This is a genomic window from Haloferula sp. A504 (assembly GCF_044385805.1).
GTDB lineage: Bacteria > Verrucomicrobiota > Verrucomicrobiia > Verrucomicrobiales > Akkermansiaceae > Haloferula.
Genome location: NZ_JBISBU010000070.1, coordinates 1 through 23,744 on the forward strand (window position 1 = coordinate 1; position 23,744 = coordinate 23,744).

Genomic DNA, 23,744 nt, shown 5'->3' on the forward strand with positions numbered 1-23,744 from the left:
GACCGGCTTTTGACCGACCTCGAAGCCTGCGAATACCTCCGCATCCGGCCCCGCCAACTCTACACCTGGCGCATCCAGGGGCTGATCCCGTTCATTCGGATCGGCCGGGCCCTGCGCTACCGCCAGAGCGACCTCGACCGTGCCCTCGACGCCCTGACCGTCGGCGGTGCCGCCATCCGTGACGAAGCCACGACCGGGGAGGATCAGCCGTGAGCGACGAGGCGACCCCACAGGAGACCGCCTCGATCGGACCGGCAATCCCCGTCGGCATTAACGACATGGGCCGCTTCGAGGCGGCCCGGTATTACGTCGAGGCGCTGGGCTGGGCGATCCAGCCGCTCTACGGACCCAACCAGGGCCGCGGCAGGGAGCGCGGGAAGAAGGCGGTCCTCAAGGGCTGGAAACACCACACGCTGGAGGATGCCACTCCCGAGTTCATCGCCCGCTACTTCGGCGGCAAGAAAGAATACAATCTCGGCTGCGCCATCGACGGCGACTTCGTCCACGTCGACCTGGATTCGAAATCCGACAAGGGGGCGTCGGTCATGGAATGGCTGGCCGGCGTCCCGGGGCTGGCCGAGGTGCCGCGCGAGCGCACCGGTGGCGGCGTCCACCTGGTCTTCCGATGCCGGGACCTGCCGGCGTCCGTCCTGATGGCGAAGTCGGCGCTGGTGAGCGAGATCAGCGAGACGATCACCGCCGAGCTGTTCTTCGCGGGGCTGACGATCGTCCTCTCGCCGTCGGTCCACGCCAGCGGCCATCAATACCACTGGGAGGTCACCGGCGAGATTCCGCTGGTGTCGTGGGGCGACCTCAGCGCCTGGTTCGGGTTCCGCGAGGACGGCGGCGGGGGCGTCGAGGGGAAGAAGCGGAAGAAGGACCGGAGCTGGCTGGCGGACTGGAAGGAGGATCTCCGCAGCCTGGACCTCGTCGCGGCGCTCGAGGAGGCCGACCTGCTTGGCGAGTGTCTGGATCCCGACGATCACAAGTGGTCGGTGCGCTGCCCGTGGGCCGAGCATCACAGCGGGACCGCGGACCTGTCCGCCGACAGCGGCACCATTGTGTTCAACCCGCCCGAGCGGCTCCCTGCCTTCAAATGCCTCCACGCCCACTGTGCCGAACGGAACTTCAAGAGCCTCGTCGAGTGGCTTGAGGAGAAGAAGCCGGGGCTGGTCGCGAGCCACTGCGGCCGCATGCGCCAGTGGGAGGCCGGTCAGGAGAACATGGACGGCCGCCCGCGCATCCTGCTGCCGGGACTCGGACGCCCGGATTCCGAGTTCGCCACCGAGATGGGTGCCGCGCTCGGCCCCCGCAAGGAGTGGTTCCGGAAGGGAGCGCATGTCTGCTCGGTGGAAACGCGCGAAATCACCGAGAAGGTGACCTCGCTGGTCTTCGCCCCGGTCCAGCCGGTCGAGGCTGTCACCGCCGCCGAGAAGTTCGTCGAACCGGGGATCCTGGTGCAGAACGACGAGGGCGATTTTGAATTCCACGCGAAGAGCATGTCGCGCGAGTGCGCCGGCAAGCTCATGGCCGCCCCGCAGTTCCGGATCCAGCTGCCCGAGATCATCCGCATCCTCGACATCCAGCTCCCCATCGCCCGCGGGTCGGACATCCTGTTTCCCGAACCGGGATACGATTCCCGGTTTCGTTCCTACTGTCCACCCGACGCGCCGCAGCCGAAGCTGATGGGCCTGCACCAGGCGATCGACATCCTCAAGGACGTCCACAAGGAGTTTTGCTGGAAGGACGAGCAGAGCGTCACCCACGCGCTGGCCCGGATGATCACCCCGTACTGCCGGGGGCTGATGGGCTGGGACGCCCGGTTTCCCCTCTGGCACTTCGCCGCCAACCGTCCGCGGGCCGGGAAAGACTACCTCGCCGGCGTCACCCACCTGATCTACGAGGGCCGGACCTGCGAGGACGCCCCGCTGGACCGCGACAGCGAGGAAACCCGCAAGCGGATCACCGCCGCAATGATGTCGGGCCGGCGGATCATGCACTTCGCCAACTGCCAGGGGCACATCCAGGACGCCCACTTCATCGGTGCGATCACCTCCAAGACCTTCGCAGCGCGCAACCTCGGCAGCACGGAGGCGAAGGCCGACCTCGTCATGCCCAACGAGATTGAGTTCAGCCTCTCGGCGAACGTCGGGCTGACCTTCCGCGAGGACGTCGAACCCCGGACCCGGAGGATCGCCCTCCAGTTCTACGACGAGAACCCGAACGGCCGCAGTTTCACCCGCCCCGACCTGCACGGCTGGGTGCTGGAGAACCGCCCGCTGCTCCTCGGCGCGGTGGCCGCACTCGTCCAGCACTGGATCAATCAAGGCTGCCCGCCGGGGCCGACCCCGTTCAATTCCTTCCCAGAGTGGTCGCGGGTCGTCGGTGGCATCATGACGAGCTGCGGGCTGCCGGACCCGTGCCTGCCCCACGAGCACGTCGAGGACCTCGGTGGCGACCGCCAGGAGCGGGCGATGCGGGCGGTCTTCCGGATCGGCTTCGACCACCACCCCGACACTTGGATCGAGAAGGCGCGGCTCTTCGAACTCCTCGAGGCGGCCACCGACTGCGACGAGCTCACGTTCTTCGCCCAAGACGGCGACCTCAGCTCCCGCTCAGCGAAGGTCCGGATCGGCAAGGCCCTGCGGCAGTTCCGGGGGCGGCACTTGGAAGGGATCCAGCTTCATATCGAGGACAACACCAAGAGCGAGCGGCAGCGGGTCATGTTCACCCGGCCGTCCAGCCCCGATCCCGTCGACCTTGACAACCTCCTCCGTGGGGAGGTTGGAGATATTGGGGAGGTTCATACCCTGCAAAAGGTTTCCGAGCCTTCCGAAGAGAAGAGTGAGTGGTGTGAAAAGAGTACAGTACATAGAGAGAGCATAGACGGACATCACCGATCGCCCCAACCTCCCCGCCCGCCGCGAGAATCGATCTTCTGCACCGATCCCAAGGATCTGGCCCGTGTCGCAGCGGCACTTGCCGGCGAGCACCGGATCGCCCTCGACCTCGAAACCTACGGCCCGAAGAAGGGAGGAGCCCTCGATCCGTTCCGTGGTGAGATCCGGCTGCTCACCGTCGCCAGCCACCGGGGACCGGTGTGGATGCTCGACCTGATGACGATCGGCTACGACCTCGGTCCGCTGAAGGCGGTGCTGGAGGGTGCCGAGATCGCCGCGCACAACGCCAAGTTCGACCTGCTTTGGCTAAGAGTGAAGTGTGGCATCAATCCCCGCAAGGTCGTCTGCACGATGACCGCCTCGCGCCTGCTGACCGCCGGCCTGAAACGGGGCCACAAGCTCGACGACTGCCTGTGGCGTCATCTTCAGATCGAGCCCGGAAAGGACCTCGGCCACTCGGACTGGGGTGCCATGATGCTCTCCACCGAGCAATTCGCCTACGCCAGCCGGGATGTCGCCCACCTCCACGACCTCGCCGGCACGCTGGAGCATGAGATTGAGATCAGCGGCCTCGACCAGGTCTGGATGCTCGAACGGCAGCTGCTCCCGTGCGTGGTCGACATGGAGGCTGCGGGCATCGGGATGGATCGCGGCAAACTGGAGGCCATCGTCGCCGAGCAGAGCGTCATCGCGGAGCAGGCTGCCGACGACCTCCGCACCGCCCTGGGGGCGCCCACGCTCAACCTCGCCAGTCCGCTCAAGCTGCTCAAGGCTCTCCAGGAGGCGGGCTTGAAGCTGAAGTCGACCCGGGCCGAGGACCTGAAGCGGGTGGAAGACAACCCACTCGTCCCGCTCCTATTGCGTCACCGCACTGCCAAGAAGCGGGTCGAACAGGCCGAGGCGTTGATCAAGCACGTCACCGCCGACGGACGCATCCACGGGCGTTTCGAGCCAACCGGCACGGCTACCGGCCGCTTCTCGTCCAAGAATCCGAACCTCCAGAACATCGGCCGCGGCGACCTCAGGGAGGCGTTTGTCGCCGGCCCGGGACGCAGACTGGTGGTCGCTGACTATTCCCAGATCGAACTCCGGGCCGCGGCGGCGATTGCCAACGAACCGAAGATGATCCAGGCCTACAAGGACGGCACCGACCTCCACGCCCTGACGGCGGCCGCCATGCAGGAAATCGACATCGGCGAAGTCACCAAGGATCAGCGGCAGATGGCCAAGGCGATCAACTTCGGCAACCTCTACGGTCAGGGCGATGAAGGCCTCGCCCGCTACGCCCGCAACAGCTACGGCGTCGACATGAGCGTGGAGGAGGCTCACCGCTTCCGCCTGAAGTTCTTCAAGACCTACCCGGCTCTGAAGGCTTGGCACGGGAAGGCGTGGCAGCACGTCGACCAGTATCCCGAATGGGTGAAGACCTGCATCGGCAGACGTCGCATGATCCCCCGCGACGCCAGCAACTGGGACTGCTTCACCGCTCTCGTCAACACGCCGATCCAGGGAAGCACCGCCGACGGTATCAAATTCGCCATCGTCCTCCTCAGCCAGCGCCTGCCCGACGATGCGTGCATCGTTTCCACCGTGCATGACGAACTGGTCGTCGAGTGCCCCGAGCAGAGCGCCGAGGACGTCCGCAAGCTCATGATCGACACCATGACCAAGGCGATGTCCGACCTCTTCCCCGAGATCCCCATCGAGGTCGAGGCCAGCATCGGGAAGTCATGGGCAGAGAAGCAGCCAGCGAACACCGGCAAGCCCATGTCATCTTCTACTACCTCCGACGTAATTCATACATCGCATCACCTCCGTCTGCCGGAAGCTGCCGCTCCCTGCATAAAGGAATCTATTAGGGAAGCCCCTTCACGCCGGGATGTCCCCACCGGCGTCCAAATTCCGTGAAATCTCCATTTTGCGATTTCCCACATAACGGGGCGGAGAACGCCCGCCGCAACACCGGCAGACACATGACCCTCGATGCCAATCTGTCGCGATGCGGGGCGATCCAATGCAGCCCGACCAGCCCGGAAGCCCCGCCTCCGGGTGGGAAATCCGCGGTTCGATTTCCCACTCTTCTTCCACCCTGTCAGCCCGACTTCCCGACGGCAGCGACAACCGTTTTCATCGGCAGGAACAGCTTCCGCTTCTCCTGGGGGAAGTCGAGGAATCCGTGCTTCCGGTAGAACGCTGCGGCGCTGTCATCCTTCGCCTCGACCACCACCAGGGCGGACCCGATCTGCTCGGTGCTCACGAGAGCCCTTCGCAGGGCATCGGCCAAGAGCACGCTACCCATGCCGGATTGATCAATGGACCTTGCCAACCGCCCAATCAGGGTCGCCGGCGTGGTCGGGTAGCGCGGCAGCTTCTTCGCGACCTCCTCCGGCAGTCCCCGGGTCTCCACCGCATACGATGCCAGCGTGTAGTAGCCGAGGACCGTGCCGGGATCGCCCTCGTCGACCATGACGAACACCGCAGCCACATGCCGCCGGACGTCCTGCGAGGCCTGCCGCCGCAGGTAGTCGTCCAGCGCCACCACCCCGCAGGTGAAGCCGACGCGGTCGTGGGAGGAAGCCAGGGGCTCGGAGCGCAGGCCGCTCATTTCATGGTCACACTCTTGCGGTGACGGGCGAAGGCCTGACGAAGCTTCCGATTGGGTTTGGGGGCGTCGAGCATGGCCGCCGCGAAAGCCTCGCTGTCCTTGACGCTGAGCCGCAGGATTTCGTGCTCACGCACCACCTCGGCCGCATTCTTCTGCAAGGTGGCGATGACGTAGTCGGTCAGGGTCTGGCCTTCGAGCGACGCCGCACGGCCGATGAGGGCCTTGATCTGAGCGGGAACTCGGGCCTCCAACCGCTCGGTGGCCTGCTTGGGCTTTGTTTTCGTTGAGGAACTCATACCTGAAGTATCCGGCAATTTGCCGGAAAGTCAATACTCTTCCGGGAGCAGGATCGTCGTCGCCTCCCTGCCTGCCTCGGTGATGATGTAGATCCGCTTCCCGCCGCCGACCTGGTAGCAGCTCAGGATGCGGAATCCCTGTTCGAGCGCCTCCTCGTTCGTCTGTTTGTCCTCCTCGCAGAGGTCGCCCCAGTCGCCGCAGTGGTGGCGGCGCAGATAGGGTTGCAGGTCGATCCCGAGGGCGAGCGCTCCGGGGGTGGCGACGATCTTTCCGAGCGGGAAGCGTGGGTTCATGAGTCGGTAGGCCATGGTCGCCGCTCTGCCAGATCGACACCCGATGTCCATGTCTAACTACGGCTTTCGTAGTGGCGACAGATTACCTCCGAAAGACATGGACGTGCCCACTCAGACTGGCAGATGAGGGATGATGAAACAACCATCCCGACCCCTGCCTGATAGAGAGTCCCTCAAGGATTTCTACCGCCACATCAACCTCGACACCGAGCCGCTTCTCAATGCCCAGGAGGCCGCGCCGATCATCAACCAGGTCCTCGCCAAGGGCGACGTGACGGCGGTCACCTCACCGCTCTGCGGACGCACCATCGGCCACGTCGTCTCCCTCGGCGAATGGGCGCTGTTCGTCGCCTCGAAGCTCGTCCCGGACGGCGTGTCGTTCCGGGTCACTGACGACTTCCGCATCAGGCTCGTCCGGAAGTCCACCCGCCAGTTCGCCGCCGTGCTGATCCGCCGGGGGCACGACCGCCCGAGCTACGCGGGCAACGACTTCCGGTTCCGCAACCTCCACTGACATCCAACACCAACCAGCACCACCACCATGAACTGCTACACCGCCGCCGAAATCGACGCCATGAGCATCGAAGAAATCGAACAAGTCGCCTCCATGTTGACCGAGGAGGCCCGCATCGAATGGGCCGAATCCGGATACTCAGGCGAGTCCTATCAGACCCTCGGGATGAACGACGCCGAGCGAGAGATCAATCGCCGCAGCCGCTGACGCCCATCACCAACCACCGAGATCCATGAAACCTGAATCCGACATCCTCGACAAGGTCCGCAAGCTCCTCCGCCTGGCCGACCGCTCCCGCGGTGCCACCGAGAACGAGGCGAAGGTGGCGCTCTCCAAGGCGCAGGAACTGATGACCCGCCACAACATCGACTCGGCCCTGCTCCGCATGGAGGCCGGCGAGAAGGCGGGCATCGACGTCACCAAGGGGCTCTACGAACTGCCGAAGTCCCTCAACCCGGCCGACATGCTGATCCTGTCCCTGCTCCAGTCACACTTCAACGTGCGGGTGATCCTGATGTCCGGGGGAAGCAAGACGCCCATCGACATCATCGGGGCACCCGAGGACGTGGACTTCGCGATCTACGCCCTGTCCTTCCTCCGCGAGACCTTCTTCCGCTGTTGGAACGAGTTCAAGAAGACGGCGTGGAATCCCGACCGGGCGTCCTACTACCGGGGCCTGCGTGACGGCATCCACGCCGAACTCACCGCCGCGAAGAAGCGGGCCGAGGATTCCTACGGCGACGGCGACCGCCAGACCTACGCGCTGGCGGTGGTCGACCAGAACGCGGCGATCACCCGCTACGTCGACGAGCACTACGGGAAGCTCCGCAACCGGGCCCAGCGCCGCCGCCGGGTTGATTCGGCGAGCTACTTCGCCGGGGAAACCAAGGGCCGGACGATCCGCATCAACCGCCCCCTCACCGAATGATCTCTAACCCCAACACCAAACCAAAATGAAGCACCTGCCCCAAGCCCTCCAGCAGGGCATCACCAAGCTCGAACGCACCGGCTACCGCGTCGTTCGCATCGTGCCGAATCCGCCCGAACACGGCGGCGGCTATGTCGCCTACCTCAGCAAGCGGCTCCGCACCGGCCTGCGCCTGGCACAGGTCGAGATCGACGAGGCCGGACAAGTCACCACCCACCGATAACCACCAACCCACAACCACCATGGACAAACTGTACTACATCGTCTGCGAAGACAACGAGACCACCCTGTTCGATGGCCGCTACCAGGGACGCACCCGCGGAGCCGCCCTCAAGTTCCTGAAACAGTCCCTAGGCCGCAAGAGCCTCAACGGACTGGTCTTCACCATCACCGAGATCCCGGTGCCGCTGATCCGCGAGATCGTCGCCGAGATCCTCGCCGGCGGCGACGGCACCGGCGCGGCGAACGTCGTGCCGATCAAGGCCCCGGACCCCACACCCCCGGCGGGACGCTACGACGCCTTCGCCGAGACGGCTGAGCCCGGCTCACCGCCCGCGGAGGGCCCGGCACCGAAGAAGCGGAGGAAGCCCGCAGCCAAGGTCGGCAATCCCGGCCACGGCGACGACCTCTGGAAGAAGGTCCGGGCCCACTGGGAGAAGTGCGGCAACCTCAGCGAGGCAGCCCGCAAGTTCGGCCTGTCGCCCAACAGCGTGAAGACCCGCGCCCGTCGCGAGAACTGGAAGGGGGACGCATGAGCGACTGGACACCCAAGGTCGGCGACGGTGCCACCGTCTGCCACTACTCCGACCGGACCGCCTGCACGGTGATCAAGGTCAGCGCGAGCGGAAAGACGATCCACCTGCGGGAGGACGTCGCCACCCTCGATGAATGGAAGCCCGAGATCGTCCCGGGCGGATTCGCCGGCCACTGCGTGAACAACGCCAGCCAGCGCTACGCCTACCGCCCGAATCCGGAGGGGTGCGTCCACCGCGCATCCCTCCGGAAGGACGGGCGATTCCGGACCACCAACAACGAGCGGGTGATCCCCGGTCGCCACCACTTCCACGACTACAACTTCTGATGAAGGTGGAGGTCACCCGCTATCTGAAATCCGATGGCTACCCCTCGCGCTACTGGGCGGTGCTCGTCGATGGCGAACTCCTCGCCGTGACGGTCTACCGCAAGGGCGCCGAGGCGGTGGCCGAAGCACTCATCAATCCCCATGTCACGATCCTTCAAGATTCTGCCGAAGCCGGCACCGGACCCGGCAACGCCTCCCCTGGCGTGGCGTCCTACCGGCCCCGATGACCTGTGCGGCCCCGCCGCCACCGTCGCCCGCCGCATGGTCGCCAAGGCCGGCCGCCTCAACGCCGATCCGAGCGTCCCGATGAAGCTCCTGCTCTACGGGCCTCCGGGGGTCGGGAAGACCAGCATCGCCGACATGGTCGCCGCCGAGCTGTCCGGCTGCCCGCTCGCCATCGAGGAGTTCAACGGAAAACTGGTCACCGTCGAGGTGGTGAAGCAGTGGATGTCCTGCCTCAGCACCGGGTCGCTGTTCGGGGTCTACTCGGTGAAGCTCATCAACGAACTCGACCGCTGCACCAGGGATGCCCAGGACCTCCTGCTCAGCTATCTCGACCGCTTGCCGCCGGGCCGGGCCGTGATCGGCACCAGCAACCTGCAACTCGACCTGCTCACCGAGCGGTTCCAGACGCGCTTCCAGTCGATCAAGCTCGGGGCACCGACCACCGAGGAAATCGCCGACCTGCTTCGCCGCCACTGGCCGGTCGATGAAGCGACGGCGCTGCGGATCGCGGTCGGCAGCGGAGGATGCGTCCGGGCCGCGCTGGCCGATCTCGAAAGCTGGCTCGATGTCGGCGGGTGTTGACACCACCGGAACCGGCGATGGCCGATGATCCCAAAGCCCGCACCCTCGCCAACGGCATCGAGGTCTGGTGCAGCTTCGACAAGCTGGTCCCGGTGGGCGAGTTGAAGCCCAACCCGCGCAACCCGAACACGCACCCGCAGCGGCAGGTCGAACTGCTCGCGAAGAACATTCGCTACTTCGGGTGGCGACAGACGATCACCGTCTCGAAGCGCAGCGGGTTGATCGTCTCCGGTCACGGCCGCCTGATGGCCGCGAAGCACCTCGGCGTCGAGGTTGTCCCGGTGGACTACCAGGACTTCAACGACGAGAACGACGAACTCGCCGTGCTGGTCGCCGACAACCGCCTGGCGGAACTCTCGACCGTCGACCTCAACGAGCTGGAGAAGATCGCGGGCGAGTGGAAGGCGACCGACTTCGATACCATCCTCGCCGGCTTCGAGCCCGCCGACCTCGACGCCCTGCTCAACCCGGACGCCGACGAAGAAGATGACGACGACCGCCACGACAAGGAACTCGACAAGAGCGAGGTCACCGTCGCGGTCGGGCTCTACCGGTTCCGCATCAGCCAGGATGATTTCGTCGCCTGGTGCGACCGCGTGAAGCAGGACGCCGGTTTCGACAAGGACTCGGTCATTCAGGAAATCCGCAACCGCCTTGACCTGTGAAGATCACGCTCGAACCCATCGACGCCATCCGGCCCTCAACCTACAACCCGCGCTCCGCGGTCCCCGAGCGCCTTGACCTGATCGAGCTCTCCCTGCGGAAGCTCGGCTTCATCGCTCCGATCTTCGCCGACGCGGATGGCGAGATCCTTTCCGGCCACCAGCGCCACCTCGTTGCCGAGCGGATAGGAGCTACGCATGTTCCCGTGTTCCGGACCAAGGCGCTCGATCTCGACCAGCGCAAGGCGCTCAACATCGTCTTCAACCGCGCCACCAACGACTTCGATTTCCACCACACCCCCGGCAAGGTGACCGCCGAACTCGAGTCGCTCGACATCCAGGCGCTCGCCGCACGCATCCCCGACAAGGAGGTCGGCAGTGACGGCTTCCTGCGCTGCCTCAAGCCCGCGGAGGTGCCGGTGAAGGACCTCTGCCGCGCCAACGCCGGCCGCTGGATCCAGTATGCCCGCAATCTCGCCCGGACGCTCCACCGCCACGGGATCCTGATGCCCATCGTCTGCCGCGAGGACCTGACGGTCATCAACGGGATCGGCCGACTCGAAATGCTCGCCGAAAAGAAGGTCGTCGATGCCCCGGTCGTGTTCGTCACCAACGACGAGGCCGAATTCGCCCGGGCCATGATGAACCTGCTGTCGATGGACTTCGACATCCACACCCGCTACGCCGACATGCTGCGGTTCAACTCGTTCCGGCGGGCGCGACGGGTCCGGCGAGAATTGGGCAATGGCTTCATCTTCGCCACGCACGGCGCAAAGCCCTGCCACACCTTCGACATCGGCAAGCCCGCCGACCGGGCCCGCTGGATCAAGGAGCACGGGACCAGCATCCTCGACTTCGGCGCCGGCCACCTCACCGAGACCTTCCTCCTGCGGCAGCAGGGGATCGACTGTACTCCGTTCGAGCCCTACCGCCTGGGTCCCGGCGGCATCAACAAGGCCGAGAGCGTCGAACTGACCCGCGAGTTCCTCGCCCAGGTCGCCGCGGGCAAGGAGTGGACCAGCATCTTCATCGCCAGCGTGTTGAACTCCGTGCCTTTCCGCGAGGACCGCGAGCACATCGCCTGCCTCTGCGCCGCCCTGTGCAAGCCGTTCACCAAGGTCTACGCCTGCGCGTCCTCGGCCGGGGAATCCGGCTGGCGGCAGGTCAACGGCAAGGCGTTCATGAACGAGAGCAACGCCGGGAACATCGCGTTCCGCCTCGACTACGAACCGGGCATCCGGATCGGCGACTTCCAGGACAAGCCGAAGGTCCAGAAGTATCACACCATCCCCGAGTTCCGCGACCTGTTCGGCCAGTTCTTCCGCTCGGTGAAGGTCGACGACTTCTCGAACAACATCAACGCGACCTGTGCGTCGGCGCGTCCGGTCGATCCGGCCCGCCTCCGCGCCGCCATCGAGTTCGAGTTCGACCTGCCGTATCCGGACGGCACCCGCATGGACCTCGTGCAATGCGCCATGGACGCCTTCTCCCAACGTCTTCAGACTGACCTGAAATGATCATCCTTCTCGACCTGAACTACACCCTGGTAGCGAACAACCCGGCCCGTGGCACGACCCCGCCGCGCATGGAGGCCCGCCTCGCGGCCGAGGAATACCGCCAGTGGCTGGTCGAGCTGGTCCGGCCGCATACCGTGATCCTCATCACCGCCCGCCCGGCCACCTGGATGATGAAGACGCTCGACCGGATCGAGGAGAAGACCGGGTGGCGGCCCGACGACGCCTGCTTCGCGCCGAAGGGCTGGTGGAATCCGCCGGCCATCAAGGAACATCTGCTCAGGAAGGACATCTTCCCGGTCCACGGCGAGGACGCCCGCTACATCGCCATCGAAAGCAATCCCCGGACCCGCGAGATGTATGCCCGGTTCGACATCCCGTGCTTCTGGGTGACGGAGGAAGGAACCTGCCTTACCGAGGGGACGCGGATCGTGAAGCGGCTGCCGCGTTGACACCCGCGACGCGGGCATGAGCGAGCACGACCACGTCATGCCCAACGGTCCCTGGCAATTCGACCGGGAGGTGACCGCCGCCTTCGACAACATGCTCCAGCGGTCGATCCCCCAGTACAACGCGATGCGGATGGTCACCTTTGAGGTCGGCCGGCGCTTCGTCCAACCGGGGACCACCATCATCGACATGGGCTGCTCGCGGGGCGAGGCGCTGCTGCCATTCGTCTCCATCTTCGGCGCGGCCAACGACTACATCGGCCTGGAGATCAGTGAACCGATGATCGAGGCGGCCCGCGAGAAGTTTGCGAAGAACCCGCACGGCGACCGCGTCACCATCCAGCCTGCCGACCTGCGGCACGAGTTCCCGGATGTGACCTCCAGCGTGGTGCTCTCGGTCCTCACCCTCCAGTTCACGCCCATCGAATACCGCCAGCGCATCATCCGGCGGGTCTTCGACTCGCTCGCCCCCGGCGGTGCCTTCATCCTGGTCGAGAAGGTCCTCGGCGCGACTTCCGAACTCGACGACGCCTTCGTCGACCTGTTCCTGGCGATCAAGAAGCAGAACGGCTACTCGGAGGCCGAGATCGACCGCAAGCGGCTGTCCCTGGAAGGCGTTCTCGTCCCGGTCACCGCCCGTTGGAACGAGGACCTGCTCCACGAGGAGGGATTCCGCTCGGTCGATTGCTTCTGGCGGCACTTGAACTTCGCCGGGTGGGTGGCGGTCAAGGCGTAAACTTCCCGCTGCCGGCACTTGGCAGAATTGACCTTTCTGCGCGAACCTTCCACGCCCAACGAAGGGGCGATTTGGCCACTTCCAAATTGACCTCCCATCCACAATCCCTGTAGCCCTAAGGCATCTGTCATGAAGAAGATACCAACCTTCCGTCGTAGTAAATGGCTCCAGTTCGCAGCACTTTCTTGCCTCGCCGCTATGGTCTTCCCAACCGTCGAGGCGAGACAACCTCCTATCGGGCAGGGCCTCTTCTCCTACTCTGATGAGGGCAAGGCGGGCTTCATAGACCTTAGGGGAAACATTGTGATTGAGGCACAGTGGGACAGGGTCGAGAAATTCAGCGACGACCGGGCCGCCGTGATGCGTGACGGGAAGTGGGGGGTAATCGACTTGAGTGGAACCGTAATTATTCCTCCAACGTGGGATTCGATCGGGAGTTTTTCCGAAGACATTGCTATTGTAAAAAAGGACAAGCTGTGGGGTGCCATCGACAAGGAAGGCCAACTAGTCATTCCCGTTGAATGGAAGGCTCTCAAGCCCTCCAACGAGGGAATGATTGCGTTTGGCGACTACGTTCATTACAAAGGCTTTTTCGCCACAGATGGCGAAGTGAAACTGCGTGTGCCAGAAGGGTTCGGCGTGCCTACCTCTTTTTACTTCGGCTTCAATGAAGGACTGACCCGAATCCAAGATCTCAAGACCCGCAAGCAAGGCTACATGAATACTACGGGGGAAATCGTAATCCCCTGCGAATGGGATTTTGCGGGACGTTTTTGTGAGGGAGCCGCGTTAGTTGGAAAAAAGGGAGCGAAGGCTGGGTTTATCGACAGAACCGGGAAGCCAATTGTCTTCGAGAAACCCGATGGCTGGGAGTTCTCTTCCACGCTGGGCTCCGCCTACTTCCAGCATGGTCTGGCTCCAGCCAAAAAGGACGGCAAATACGGCTTCGTGGACAAGGACGGGAACGTTGCGATCCCATTTGCTTGGGGAGCTGCCTGTCCCTTCTCGCCAAGTGGTTATGCCTACGTTGCCACAAAGACAGACGGCGACTGGGGCTGGGTCGATACCAAAGGAAATTTAGTACATGACCTTACGCTTGGCAGCCGAGGTATCTTCGGCGTAGACTTCTATCCCGTCCCTAACTTCTCTGATCTATTGGACCCCGTCACTGGCAAAACAGTCTTGCAATATGAGAAGGGGGCCTGGAAATGCTCTCCAGACAACCCGTTCTTCCGATTGACGAATACTACCGGATCGGTGATCAGCTGCCGTGTAGTCTCGGTGGAAGGAGACAAGGTCCGTCTCATCAAAGAAGAAGATCGCAAGGAATACACAGTGCCCTTGAAGTCTCTGAAGCCTGAGCACGTCGAGGAACTGAAAGCGTTCGCGGCGGCAATACGCTAGACCGCCAGCCATTGCAAACGCGATATCCGCAGAGGGCTCAGAGCTCGAGCTTCCGTCATCGCTGGGAGGCACAATGACAGAACCGAAAAAACAGGAAAATCAGACAGAACACGTGGAACCATCATTTCACGACATGGTTCTAGATGACGCCACGTTTGGACCTCCTGAACTTGTTGAGGGCGACCTCGTGATTCCGATTGTCAAACTGGTGATTACGGAAGGTCATCCGGGTTTGGGTGATCTGAGGATGATGTGCATTCAGGGAGGAAAGCTTGTTTTTGAGGATGTCTGTGTCTCATGCAGAAGGACCGGACTTTATCACCCAGACTGGAAAGAGAGGAGACTCTCCGGCCCATATGATCCGGCGATTGAGCAGTTTGACATTGGAAGCAAGGCAGATCTTCAGCGAAAAGTTGATGGCATGAGAGAGTATGTCATTGGAGCGGGAATGATCTATTCTGATGTCGACAAGAAGGCCATTGTCGGTTGGAAGATCCGCGCTGGAAGGGCCAAACTTTTCTTTCGTTAGCAAGGTTAGCCTTTCAGAGGGGCTTTCATCCGCGGTGAAGCTGATGAAGACTCACCAGTGGCAATCGGTCGTACCCGATTCCAATTGACACCCCTCGGTCGGCGTGGAGCCGAAGGAATTGTCCCAGGAGGTGGCTGAGAAGATCCTCGACGCCGACTTCCAGAACATCGTCAAGAAGGTCGCCGCCGGGAAGCCCCTCACCGTTGCCGAGCGTGCCCGGATCGAGTCCCGGGCGGCCGGGAGCGCGGAGACCCTGGCCTACGCGAAGAACCTGGTCGAACTGGCTGCGATCCTCGGCGTCACGCGCCGCACGCTGGGCAACTGGCAGAAGATGGACGGTTCCCCCAAGGCGCTGTCCAACGGCATGTGGCCGGTCGCCGACTGGCGCGAGTTCGTGCGGATTCGCGGTCTGAAGGTCGGCAGGACGCCCGCTGGCAGCGAGGAGGCGCTGAAAGCCCGAAAGCTGCTGGCCGAGGTCGAGGAACGGGAGCTGCGGATCGCCGTCAAGAAGGGCGAATACGTGCCGCTCACGAAGGTCCGCGAGGAGTGGATCGGGCTCGTTGCCCAGGCGACCTCAGTACTGCGGGCAAAATTCGAGAACGAGTTGCCCCCTGTGCTCTCCGGTCTCGACGCCACCGGCATTCAGCGCGAGTGCCGGAAGGCGATTGATGAGGTGCTGCGCTGTCTCCACGAGTCATGAAAGCGCTGCACGACATCTGGCGCGAGGCGTGGCAGCCGCCCGACCGAAGGCCGCCGTGGGAATGGTGCGAGGAGCACGTCGACGGCATCCCGTATTCCCCGAACCCGGGACGCTTCCGCTCGGAGAACTCTCCCTGGATCCGCGAAGTGATGGAAGCCATCGTCGATCCGCGCATTCGGCTCGTCTCGATCATCGCTTCGGTCCAGTCGTCGAAGACCACCGCGCCCGAGCTGACGCTCTGCTACATCATCTCGAACCTGCCGGGACCGGCGCTGTGGCTCGACCAGACCGACGAGGACGCCCGCGACTACTCGGAGGCCCGCCTGCAGAAGCTCTTCGATCAATGCCAGCCGGTCGCCCGCCTGATGCCCACCGGCATCCACCGGCACAAGCGGAAGAACAACGCGATCCACTTCACCAACGGCATGGTGCTCTGGATTCTCGGGGCGCACAACAAGACGAACCTCCAGCGCCGCTCGATCCGCTGGCTGGTCGGCGATGAAACCTGGCGCTGGCCCGAAGGACACATGGCGGAAGCGGAGGCGCGTGTCACCGCCTTCGGGTGGCTGGGCAAGTGCATCTTCATGAGCCAGGGCGGCGAGGAGGACGATGACACCCACCGGAAGTTCCTCACCACTGACCAGCGGGAATGGACGTTCGCCTGCCCGAAGTGCCACCACCGGCAGCCGTTCAAGTGGGAGAACGTCGAATGGAGCAAGTCGGCGAAGGACGATTTCGGCGACTGGGATTTCGACGAGGTGAGGCGCACGACATCAATGCGCTGCGAATCGTGCAACCACTACTTCACCGACTCCGAGCGCACCCGGCGGGAACTCAACGCCTCCGGGAAGTTCATCAGGAAGAACCCGAAGGCGTCGGCCGAGAACGTCGGATTCCACTGGAATGCCTTGTGCGCGATGAGCTGGGGGGCGCTGGCCGAACTCTACCTCCGGGCGAAGGCGGCGGCGCGGAAGGGTGACGTGACCCTGCTTCAGCAGTTCTACCAGAAGCGGCTCGGGCTGCCGTGGCGCGAGTACGTCGAGGACTACAAGCTGGAGATCGTCAAATCCGGCTACAAGCGGGGCGAGAGCTGGGAGGAAGAGGGCGCCATCGACCCGCGGACCGGCACCGTGCTCGCCGCACCGCTGCCCGAGCGGAAGGGGCTGATCCCGCTGCGTGTTCTCACGGTCGACTGCCAGATGGACCACCTGTTCGCGGTCGTCCGGTCGTGGTCGGCGGACGGGTCGAGCCGCCTGGTCTGGAACGAGCGGATCCTCACCTTCACCGACATCGACGTTCTCCAGGAACGCTTCGAGATCCATCCGAGCCTCGTGTTCCTCGATGCCGGCTACGCGACCTACGACGTCTATCGTGAGTGCGCCAAGCGCGGGTGGGTCGCGCTCATCGGCGACCGCCGCCCGGTCTATCCGCACAAGAGCCGGGACGGGAAGCGCATCCAGCGGTTCTACTCGCCCCGGCGAAAGGTGGTGCTCTCCCACCGCCAGCACTGCCACGTCCACTACTGGAGCAACCTGAACATCAAGGACACGCTCGCCCGGCTGCGGCGCAACCAGGACCCGGCGGTGGGACCGACATGGGAGGTGCCCGACGACATCGACGACGAATACCTCGCCCAGATGGAGGGTGAACATCGGATCAAGGAGAAGGGCCAGTGGATTTGGAAACAGATCGGCAGTCGCCCCCAACACTACTTCGACTGTGAGAGCATGCAGGCTGCAGCAGCGACCATGCTCAAGATCGTCGGCCGGGAGTCCGTTCCAAACCCGACTTTGACAGGCGACCCGGGGAGTGACCCCGGAGCAACGTGAGAAGAAGAAGAACAGACGGCTGCGAGAATGGCGCAGGAGGAAGCGCCAAGATGACCCGGAGTGGCGGGAGAAACAAGCGGCATACTCCAAAGCCTACTCGCGAAGGCGGCGGAACGACGGGACAGACTTCGATTCCAGACGCCAACGGGCCGGCAGGGAATACTACCGCCGCCTCACTGAAACCGAAGAGGGCCGGAAGCGAGTGAGGGAGGCATCCCTCAAAGCGTACCGAAAGCGGATCAGGTGTGAGGACTCAAAGGCAAGGCTCCGAAAGCAGCAACGGGAATGGGCCCGCAATCGGCGCAAGTCCGACCCGGAGTTTGCGATCAAATGCCACCTCCGAGCTCGGCTGAGTGATTTGGTCAGGACGGGCCGCTGCAAACGGGACAAATCGGCCCTGGACTTGACGGGAGCGACCGTCGCCGAGCTTCGGTTGCACCTCGAAGGGCAGTTCACGGCGGAGATGTCGTGGGCCAACTACGGCGAGTGGCACATCGATCACGTCGTGCCCTGCTCCCAGTTCGATCTCACCGATGCCCGCCAGCAGGCAATCTGCTTCAACTACCTCAACCTGTGCCCGCGCTGGGCAGCCGACAACATCCGCAAGGGAAGCCGAATTGAAGGGCCGTCGCAGCTCCCCCTTGGGATCTGAACCTCGTTGACACCCCGGCCGAGGCATCATGAAGCGATCCATCCTTCTCCTCGGCGTTGCCGCCGTCCTCGCGTCCTGCACCAGCGTCCCGCCGGTCAGCGGAACCATCGTCGCCGAGCAGGGCGAGATCCGCGTTCACCCGGACGGCCGCATCGAGGTCGTAATCGAGCCTCTCTCCGACAAGTGAGCGGCGGTTGACGCGCCCACCCGGCCATGAGCAAGACGCTCTGGAGAAAGATCCAGGCCTTCGTCGGCGTGACCGCGGACGGCATCCCCGGACCGATCACGGCGGGTGCCATCGCGAACCGCCTCGGCATCGGCACCCCCGAACCGACCCCGAAGCCGGACACCGCCGAGTTCGACCCGCGCTCCGAGAAGAACCTCGCCACCCTCGTCCCGAACGCCCAGCGGAAGGCCCGCGAATGGCTGCGGAAGTGCCGGGAAGCCGGGATCAACGTGAAGATCATCTGCGGCACCCGGACCTACGAGGAACAGGCCACGCTCTACGCCAAGGGACGCACTGAGTCCGGCAGAAAGGTGACCAACGCCCGCCCCGGCTACTCGTGGCACAACTTCGGCGTCGCGTGGGATTTCGTCGTCTTCGACGAGAACGGCCAGGCGCTTTGGGACAGCCCGCTCATGGAACGCTGCGGGCGAATCGGTGAAGACCTCGGCCTCGAATGGGGCGGAAGCTGGAAGCGGTTCGTGGACAAGGCGCACCTGCAGCTCGCCATTGGGATCACCCTCGCGGAGGCACGGGAGCGGGTGAAGGACGGTCGCGCCGTCGCTTGACACGGCACGCTGGCAGATGGCCCGCGGACTGTTTGTGACCGGATTCACCGTTGCCGAGGTCCTCGCGATCCAGGCGAGGGCGAAGGAGTTCCTCCTTGAGGGCAAGACGCTCATGAACTGGAGCGACTCGGGCACGTCTGCCGGGAAGCAGTTCACCATGCCCGTCGACGAGGTGCTCGCCGAATGCGCTCACGCGCTCCGTGTCCTCGACCCGGACACCTACGGCAGCCCGCCCGGCCAGGCGTCGGTTTCCTTCATCTCCGGTCACCTCGCGAAATGAACATCCTGCAACGCATCGCGGTTCGCCTCCTTTTCGGCACCGGCCCGTACGAGGCCGCGAATGCCTCGTCGCGCCGGGGCAGCATCCCGGGAGCCGCGCCGCAGGATGCCAAATTCGACCTCACCGCGTCCGTGCGCAGCGAGCTGGTCCGCCGCTCCCGCTACCTGGTGAAGAACTCCGGGTTCTTCCGCGAGCTGGTCGGCAACATGGCCCTCTACGCGGTGGGGGACGGGATCCGCCCCCAGGCGCTTTCGCCCGACCCGGAGTGGAACCGGGCGGCAGAGGAACATTTCCAGCGGTGGGCCCGCAGCGCGGACATCACGGGCCGGTTCAGCTTCTCCGAGTGCCAGCACCTCGCCTGCCGGGCGCTCGACACCGACGGCGAGGTCTTTGTCCACCGCGTGCTCGACGACCGGGACCTGCCGAAGCTCCAGCTCATCGAGGCGCACCGGATCGGCGACGACGGCGAGGACGAGACGATCGACGGCGTGAAGCTCGATCCCGTGGGCCGACCGGTCGCCTACCGCCTGCTCGACGACGAGGGCGGATTCGACGACCTGGAGGCAGCTTTCGTCCTTCATGTCTTCGAGCCGGACTCCCCGAGCCAGGTCCGGGGCGCTCCGACCCTCCAGCATTCGATCAACCACCTCCTCGACGAGATGGAATTGCTCGCCCTGGAGAAGCACGCGGTGAAGGACAACGCGGACGTGTCCCGGGTGCTCAAGACGAACCGGACTGACACCGACGACACCGGCGACTTCCAGATCCCAGGGGCCACCGCCGCCACCGAGCCGAGTGACCCGGTCACGCTCCAGCGGATCATCGGCGGCAAGATGGTCCGGCTCAACCCGGAGGAGGACCTGGAGAGCTTCCAGAGCAACCGGCCATCGCCCACGTTCACCGGCTTCCTCGAACACCTGCGGAGGGATTCCGCGCTGGGCATGATCCCGTTCGAGTTCGCGGCGGACTCGTCCAAGGTCGGCGGCGCGGGGGTGCGGCTCGTGGTGGCGAAGGCCGACCGCCGGTTCTCGCGGCGGCAGACGGTGTTGATCGAGCGGATGATCCGTCCGACCTGGCTGTTCGTCATCGGCCACGCGATCCGCACCGGGAAGCTGCCGCCCGTCGAGGACTGGACGCGGGTCACGTTCACCACGCCCCGCCGGATCACGGTCGATGCCGGACGCGAGGCGCAGCAGAACCGCGCCGACGTGGAGATGGGTCTCAAGACGCTGGCCGAGCATTTCGCGGAACTCGGCATGGACTTCTCCGAGGAAATGGAGATCCGCGCCCAGAACGCGAAGGCGCTCCTCGCGCTGGCCGAGAAATACGAGGTGCCCCTGGAGCTGCTCTACCGTCCGTCCGGTGGGCTGACTTCATTGACACCGCAGCCCCCGGCGTGAACGCGTCGCTGCCCGAACTGCTCCACCATCACCCCTGGCTCATCACGCCCGAGGCGCACGCCTCGCTCACCGACCTCGTGGCGGCCTCCCTCGCATCAGCGGCAGGTTCCACAGCCAAAGAGCAGGACGGAGCCGAGGTCGACGACGGGCTCGCGGTCATCCCGCTCCATGGCGTGATGCTGCGCCGCCCGGATCCCATCGCCCGGTTCTTCGGGGCGACGGACACCGAGATGGTCCGAGAGGCTGTCGACCTCGCCGCCGGGGACCGGTCGGTGGGCGCGATCCTCCTGGACATCGACTCTCCGGGCGGGTCGATCAACGGCACCCCGGAGCTCGCCGCCGCCGTGCGCAATGCCGTCGCCCGCAAGCCGGTGTATGCCTTCAGCGCGGGCATGATGTGCTCGGCGGCCTACTGGGTCGGTTCCCAGGCCGATGTCCTCTACGCCGCCCCGAGCGCACGGGTCGGGTCCATCGGGGTCCTGCTCCCCGTGGTCGACCGCTCCGAGGCATTCGCCAAGGCCGGCGTGAAGATCGAGGTGTTCGCTGCGGGCAAATTCAAGGGGGCTGGAGTGCCGGGGACGAGCCTGACCGACGACCAGCGGGCGTGGCTCCAGCAGGGCGTCGAGGAAACGTGGGCGCAATTCAAGGATGCCGTGCGTTCCCGCCGCCAGGTGGCGGATGGCGCGATGGAAGGACAGCACTTCGCCGCGAGGTCCGCGTTCGGCCACGGGCTCGTTTCCGGGCTGGCCGACACCCGCGCCGAGGTCGAGCGGCGCATCCGGTTCCGCCACTTGGGTTGACACGGGAGACACCGGCAAATGCAGACGCTCGACGAACAACTCGATGCCGCCATCGCCGAGAAGCGCGACCTCGAATCGCAGCTCACCGATGCCAAGGGACTCCTCGACGAAGCCCTCAAGGAGAACGAGACCCTCACCGCCGCCAACAAGGAGCTCAAGGAGCAGGCGGAACATGCCGCCGGCCTGATCACCGGACTCGAAACCGACCTCAAGGCTGCCCGGGCGGAAGTCGACCAGCTCAAGGCCGACGCCAAGACCGCCGAGGAACGCGCCGCCGAATACTACGGCACCGCCGCGCCGAAGCCGGCTTCCGCCACCCCGAAGGGCGACAGCCAGGGCAAGCCTCTTGCCGACCAGCTCGCCGCGATCACCGACCCGGTCAAGCAGACCGCCTTCTGGCGCAAGCTCAACGACGAGCAACGCGCCGAACTCCTCGCCGCCCAGTAACCGCCACCAGCTCTCACACCTAACTGAATCTCCCGATGGCCAACACCCTCACCAACGTCAAGGACATCAAGGTCGCCCAAAGCGCCCTTGCCCCGTGGATGCACAGCCTGCTCCCGCTGCGGGCGTTCTCGTCCAACTTCTCGCCGGCCCCGGCCGACCGCCTCGACACCGTGCGCGTGCCCCTGATCGGCGCGCCCTCCGCGTCGAGCGACTTCGCGGGCGACTACACCGCGAACGCGGATTCCACCGTGACCGTGGTCCCCGTCGTCCTCGACCGCCACAAATACAAGACGGTCCACATGACCGCCCGCGAGAACATCGAGACCGCGCTGCCGCTGCTGGAGAATCTCGTCGGTTCCGCGATCCGCCAGCTCGCCTACGACGTCCTCCAGGACATCTTCACCGAGATCACCGCCGCGAACTACGGCGCTCCGGTGGTCCCGGCCTTCGCCGCCACCGCCTGCGACTACGCCAAGGTGATCGAGATCCGCGAGGGTTGCGCCGACGTGAAGATGCCGCCCGAGATGCGCTCGCTCATCCTGGACGACGCCTACTTCTCGAACCTGCTCGCCGACGACGTGGTGGCGAAGTCGTTCATCCTGCCGCTCGCCCAGCCGGGGGTCATCGAGGCCCGCATCAACCGGATCGCCGGGTTCGACATGTATGAGACCACGGTCCTGCCCGACAACGGCGAGAACCTGGTCGGCATGGCGGCCCACCCGAGCGGCCTCGCGGTGGCCATGCGCTACCTGACCCCGGTCGCGAAATACGACGAGGCGGGAGCGGTGACCGACCCGCAGACCGGACTCACCTTCGGCTACCTGCGCCACACCGACACCCGCGCCAACAAGGTCTACATCACCGTCGAGTGCCTCTACGGCTTCAAGGTGGCCCGCGCCGACGGTATCCGCCGCATCGTCAGCGCCTGATCCATCTGGCATTGGTTGGCAGGGCCGTCGTGGACACTGAAATCCGCGGCGGCCCTTTTCCGTCATGAGCCTGCAATCCGAACGCATCGCCGACTTCCGAGCCATGCTCGCCGAGTGCGGGGTGGAGGTGGAGATCAACGGCGCGAAGGTGGCCGCGCTGGTGTCCGAACCGCAGCTCGGCGCCCAGATCGACCTCGGCGGCCTGGTGCCGGAAGCGGACATGTCGATTCGCGTCCTCAAGATCGACCTGACCACGACTCCCGCGCACGGCCAGATCGTCACCGTGGACGGCAGCACCTACCGCATCACCACGATCCGCCGCCGTCCGTCCTCGCCGTTCATCACCCTCGACCTCGCCTCGCCCCATGAGTGATCCGATCCAGTTCACCACCAAACTCAAGGGCGGCAGCGACGTGGCGCGTCTGCTGAACCGCTACCCGGAGAAGGTCGGCCGCACGCTGGAATCGCTCGTGAAGCAGGAGGCCCGTGGGCTCGCCGTCGAGCTGGCCCGGAACACCCGGTCGTTCGGGTTCTCGCAGAAGGCGAAGAAGCGGGGCGAGAAGGCGGTGGCCGGCGACATCCTCAAGGTCTTCGCCACGCCCGACCAGGCATACGAGAGCGCCCAGGCTGCGGACTCGACCCACGCCGACCGGTTCTGGGCCCACATCCAGAACCGGCGATTCGCACGAGCGCGGAAGGCACTCGCCGAATCCCCCTCGAAGTGGAAGCACCTCCCGGTCGGCCGGCTCGACCCGAAGCACCACCAGGAGAGCCGAACCGGTCCCTACGCGAACGTCACCCGGCGCGAGCCCGCCCAGATCGTCACGAGCCGGAAGGCACTCGACACCTACATCGCCAGGATCCAGCGGCGGGTCGGCTTCGCCAAGGGGGTCTGGATCAAGGCTGCCAAGGCAATCGGTGGCCGGGTCCGTGGTGCCGCTCAGTGGGCCACCAGGCACCGGAAGGCGCCGGGGAGCGCCACAGTGAAGACGGGCACCAAACCCTCGGTCACGCTGATCAGCAGGCTCGACTACATGGACGACGTGCTGACCGAAGCCGGCGTCAGGCTCGCGATGGAGGTTGCCGCCGGGCGGTTGCGTCGTAAGCGTCCTAAAATCGGCCCCCTACCGCGCTGGGGGGTAAGGCGGCAGGCTGGCGGGGATGTCTAGAACCAATCGCCGCGCCACGCGGCCCAT

At 64.9% G+C, this 23,744-nt stretch carries 31 protein-coding genes; 28 read left to right on the forward strand and 3 right to left on the reverse strand.

From position 1 onward, the window contains the following. Positions 1-213, forward strand: a 213-nt coding sequence (locus ACG2LG_RS21070) for a helix-turn-helix domain-containing protein (RefSeq protein WP_396262385.1), incomplete at its 5' end; no start/stop codon positions are given. Further along, positions 210-4,808, forward strand: coding sequence for a DNA polymerase (locus ACG2LG_RS21075; protein ID WP_396262386.1), 4,599 nt, complete (start codon positions 210-212; stop codon positions 4,806-4,808). The genes ACG2LG_RS21070 and ACG2LG_RS21075, both read left to right, overlap by 4 nt. A gap of 184 nt (positions 4,809-4,992) precedes the next feature. Here the strand turns inward: ACG2LG_RS21075 and ACG2LG_RS21080 are convergent, their stop codons facing one another. From ACG2LG_RS21080 to ACG2LG_RS21090, 3 genes are read right to left on the reverse strand one after another with little or no spacing between them, the layout of a single operon-like run. Continuing rightward, the gene (locus ACG2LG_RS21080) at positions 4,993-5,505 is read right to left on the reverse strand and encodes a GNAT family N-acetyltransferase (protein WP_396262387.1); all 513 of its coding nucleotides are present in this window, start codon (positions 5,503-5,505) and stop codon (positions 4,993-4,995) included. Further along, on the reverse strand, positions 5,502-5,801 hold the full coding sequence (locus tag ACG2LG_RS21085; protein ID WP_396262389.1) for a DUF1778 domain-containing protein: 300 nt from the start codon (positions 5,799-5,801) through the stop codon (positions 5,502-5,504). The genes ACG2LG_RS21080 and ACG2LG_RS21085 overlap by 4 nt, the downstream gene beginning before the upstream one ends. 30 nt (positions 5,802-5,831) lie before the next feature. Continuing rightward, complete coding sequence (locus ACG2LG_RS21090) at positions 5,832-6,095, reverse strand: hypothetical protein (RefSeq protein ID WP_396262390.1); 264 nt, start codon at positions 6,093-6,095, stop codon at positions 5,832-5,834. Positions 6,096-6,228: 133 nt separating this feature from the next. On the opposite strand from ACG2LG_RS21090, the gene ACG2LG_RS21095 reads away from it, so the two are divergent. The 26 genes from ACG2LG_RS21095 (at position 6,229) to ACG2LG_RS21220 (ending at position 23,717) form a co-directional block, all read left to right on the forward strand. Then, positions 6,229-6,609 carry a hypothetical protein gene (locus ACG2LG_RS21095; protein ID WP_396262391.1) on the forward strand — a complete coding sequence of 127 codons (381 nt, stop codon included), beginning with the start codon at positions 6,229-6,231 and terminating at the stop codon, positions 6,607-6,609. Between the two features lie 27 nt (positions 6,610-6,636). Next, complete coding sequence (locus ACG2LG_RS21100) at positions 6,637-6,816, forward strand: hypothetical protein (RefSeq protein WP_396262393.1); 180 nt, start codon at positions 6,637-6,639, stop codon at positions 6,814-6,816. Positions 6,817-6,841: 25 nt separating this feature from the next. After that, positions 6,842-7,537, forward strand: coding sequence for a DUF2786 domain-containing protein (locus ACG2LG_RS21105; protein WP_396262395.1), 696 nt, complete (start codon positions 6,842-6,844; stop codon positions 7,535-7,537). A 25-nt stretch (positions 7,538-7,562) separates the two neighbouring features. Next, positions 7,563-7,760, forward strand: coding sequence for a hypothetical protein (locus ACG2LG_RS21110; protein ID WP_396262396.1), 198 nt, complete (start codon positions 7,563-7,565; stop codon positions 7,758-7,760). A 19-nt stretch (positions 7,761-7,779) separates the two neighbouring features. Then, entirely contained in the window at positions 7,780-8,292 is a 513-nt protein-coding gene (locus tag ACG2LG_RS21115; RefSeq protein WP_396262398.1) for a hypothetical protein, read from the forward strand. Beyond that, positions 8,289-8,618: a hypothetical protein gene (locus ACG2LG_RS21120; protein ID WP_396262399.1), complete on the forward strand. Its 330-nt coding sequence runs from the start codon at positions 8,289-8,291 to the stop codon at positions 8,616-8,618. Before ACG2LG_RS21115 ends, ACG2LG_RS21120 begins: the two co-directional genes overlap by 4 nt. Continuing rightward, the gene (locus ACG2LG_RS21125) at positions 8,618-8,845 is read left to right on the forward strand and encodes a hypothetical protein (RefSeq protein WP_396262401.1); all 228 of its coding nucleotides are present in this window, start codon (positions 8,618-8,620) and stop codon (positions 8,843-8,845) included. Before ACG2LG_RS21120 ends, ACG2LG_RS21125 begins: the two co-directional genes overlap by 1 nt. Continuing rightward, a complete protein-coding gene (locus tag ACG2LG_RS21130; RefSeq protein ID WP_396262403.1) occupies positions 8,760-9,425 on the forward strand; it encodes an AAA family ATPase in 666 nt (221 codons plus the stop codon). The genes ACG2LG_RS21125 and ACG2LG_RS21130 overlap by 86 nt, the downstream gene beginning before the upstream one ends. 17 nt (positions 9,426-9,442) lie before the next feature. Beyond that, the gene (locus ACG2LG_RS21135) at positions 9,443-10,090 is read left to right on the forward strand and encodes a ParB/Srx family N-terminal domain-containing protein (RefSeq protein WP_396262404.1); all 648 of its coding nucleotides are present in this window, start codon (positions 9,443-9,445) and stop codon (positions 10,088-10,090) included. Beyond that, positions 10,087-11,604, forward strand: coding sequence for a ParB N-terminal domain-containing protein (locus ACG2LG_RS21140; RefSeq protein WP_396262406.1), 1,518 nt, complete (start codon positions 10,087-10,089; stop codon positions 11,602-11,604). The genes ACG2LG_RS21135 and ACG2LG_RS21140 overlap by 4 nt, the downstream gene beginning before the upstream one ends. Further along, positions 11,601-12,053: a hypothetical protein gene (locus ACG2LG_RS21145; protein WP_396262408.1), complete on the forward strand. Its 453-nt coding sequence runs from the start codon at positions 11,601-11,603 to the stop codon at positions 12,051-12,053. Before ACG2LG_RS21140 ends, ACG2LG_RS21145 begins: the two co-directional genes overlap by 4 nt. A gap of 16 nt (positions 12,054-12,069) precedes the next feature. Beyond that, positions 12,070-12,786 (forward strand): methyltransferase domain-containing protein, encoded by a 717-nt coding sequence (locus tag ACG2LG_RS21150; protein WP_396262410.1) that lies wholly within the window; start codon positions 12,070-12,072, stop codon positions 12,784-12,786. A 129-nt stretch (positions 12,787-12,915) separates the two neighbouring features. Then, the gene (locus ACG2LG_RS21155) at positions 12,916-14,190 is read left to right on the forward strand and encodes a WG repeat-containing protein (protein WP_396262411.1); all 1,275 of its coding nucleotides are present in this window, start codon (positions 12,916-12,918) and stop codon (positions 14,188-14,190) included. A gap of 112 nt (positions 14,191-14,302) precedes the next feature. Continuing rightward, the gene (locus ACG2LG_RS21160; RefSeq protein ID WP_396262413.1) at positions 14,303-14,719 is read left to right on the forward strand and encodes a hypothetical protein; all 417 of its coding nucleotides are present in this window, start codon (positions 14,303-14,305) and stop codon (positions 14,717-14,719) included. 130 nt (positions 14,720-14,849) lie between these two features. After that, positions 14,850-15,419 (forward strand): hypothetical protein, encoded by a 570-nt coding sequence (locus ACG2LG_RS21165; protein WP_396262414.1) that lies wholly within the window; start codon positions 14,850-14,852, stop codon positions 15,417-15,419. Beyond that, positions 15,416-17,248, forward strand: a complete 1,833-nt coding sequence (locus ACG2LG_RS21170) for a terminase gpA endonuclease subunit (protein ID WP_396262416.1) — start codon at positions 15,416-15,418, stop codon at positions 17,246-17,248. The genes ACG2LG_RS21165 and ACG2LG_RS21170 overlap by 4 nt, the downstream gene beginning before the upstream one ends. A 403-nt stretch (positions 17,249-17,651) precedes the next feature. Beyond that, positions 17,652-17,900 carry a hypothetical protein gene (locus ACG2LG_RS21175; protein ID WP_396262417.1) on the forward strand — a complete coding sequence of 83 codons (249 nt, stop codon included), beginning with the start codon at positions 17,652-17,654 and terminating at the stop codon, positions 17,898-17,900. A 28-nt stretch (positions 17,901-17,928) separates the two neighbouring features. Next, positions 17,929-18,087 (forward strand): lipoprotein, encoded by a 159-nt coding sequence (locus ACG2LG_RS21180; protein WP_396262419.1) that lies wholly within the window; start codon positions 17,929-17,931, stop codon positions 18,085-18,087. Between the two features lie 26 nt (positions 18,088-18,113). Further along, the gene (locus ACG2LG_RS21185; protein WP_396262421.1) at positions 18,114-18,692 is read left to right on the forward strand and encodes a M15 family metallopeptidase; all 579 of its coding nucleotides are present in this window, start codon (positions 18,114-18,116) and stop codon (positions 18,690-18,692) included. Between the two features lie 16 nt (positions 18,693-18,708). Beyond that, complete coding sequence (locus tag ACG2LG_RS21190; protein WP_396262423.1) at positions 18,709-18,972, forward strand: hypothetical protein; 264 nt, start codon at positions 18,709-18,711, stop codon at positions 18,970-18,972. After that, complete coding sequence (locus ACG2LG_RS21195; protein ID WP_396262425.1) at positions 18,969-20,372, forward strand: phage portal protein; 1,404 nt, start codon at positions 18,969-18,971, stop codon at positions 20,370-20,372. Before ACG2LG_RS21190 ends, ACG2LG_RS21195 begins: the two co-directional genes overlap by 4 nt. Continuing rightward, positions 20,369-21,172 (forward strand): S49 family peptidase, encoded by an 804-nt coding sequence (locus ACG2LG_RS21200; RefSeq protein WP_396262427.1) that lies wholly within the window; start codon positions 20,369-20,371, stop codon positions 21,170-21,172. The genes ACG2LG_RS21195 and ACG2LG_RS21200 overlap by 4 nt, the downstream gene beginning before the upstream one ends. An 18-nt stretch (positions 21,173-21,190) precedes the next feature. Then, entirely contained in the window at positions 21,191-21,619 is a 429-nt protein-coding gene (locus ACG2LG_RS21205) for a hypothetical protein (protein WP_396262429.1), read from the forward strand. A gap of 35 nt (positions 21,620-21,654) precedes the next feature. Beyond that, on the forward strand, positions 21,655-22,548 hold the full coding sequence (locus ACG2LG_RS21210) for a hypothetical protein (RefSeq protein ID WP_396262431.1): 894 nt from the start codon (positions 21,655-21,657) through the stop codon (positions 22,546-22,548). Positions 22,549-22,612: 64 nt separating this feature from the next. Continuing rightward, positions 22,613-22,921 carry a hypothetical protein gene (locus ACG2LG_RS21215; protein WP_396262432.1) on the forward strand — a complete coding sequence of 103 codons (309 nt, stop codon included), beginning with the start codon at positions 22,613-22,615 and terminating at the stop codon, positions 22,919-22,921. Beyond that, entirely contained in the window at positions 22,914-23,717 is an 804-nt protein-coding gene (locus tag ACG2LG_RS21220) for a hypothetical protein (RefSeq protein WP_396262434.1), read from the forward strand. The genes ACG2LG_RS21215 and ACG2LG_RS21220 overlap by 8 nt, the downstream gene beginning before the upstream one ends. The last annotated feature ends 27 nt before the right edge of the window (positions 23,718-23,744 follow it).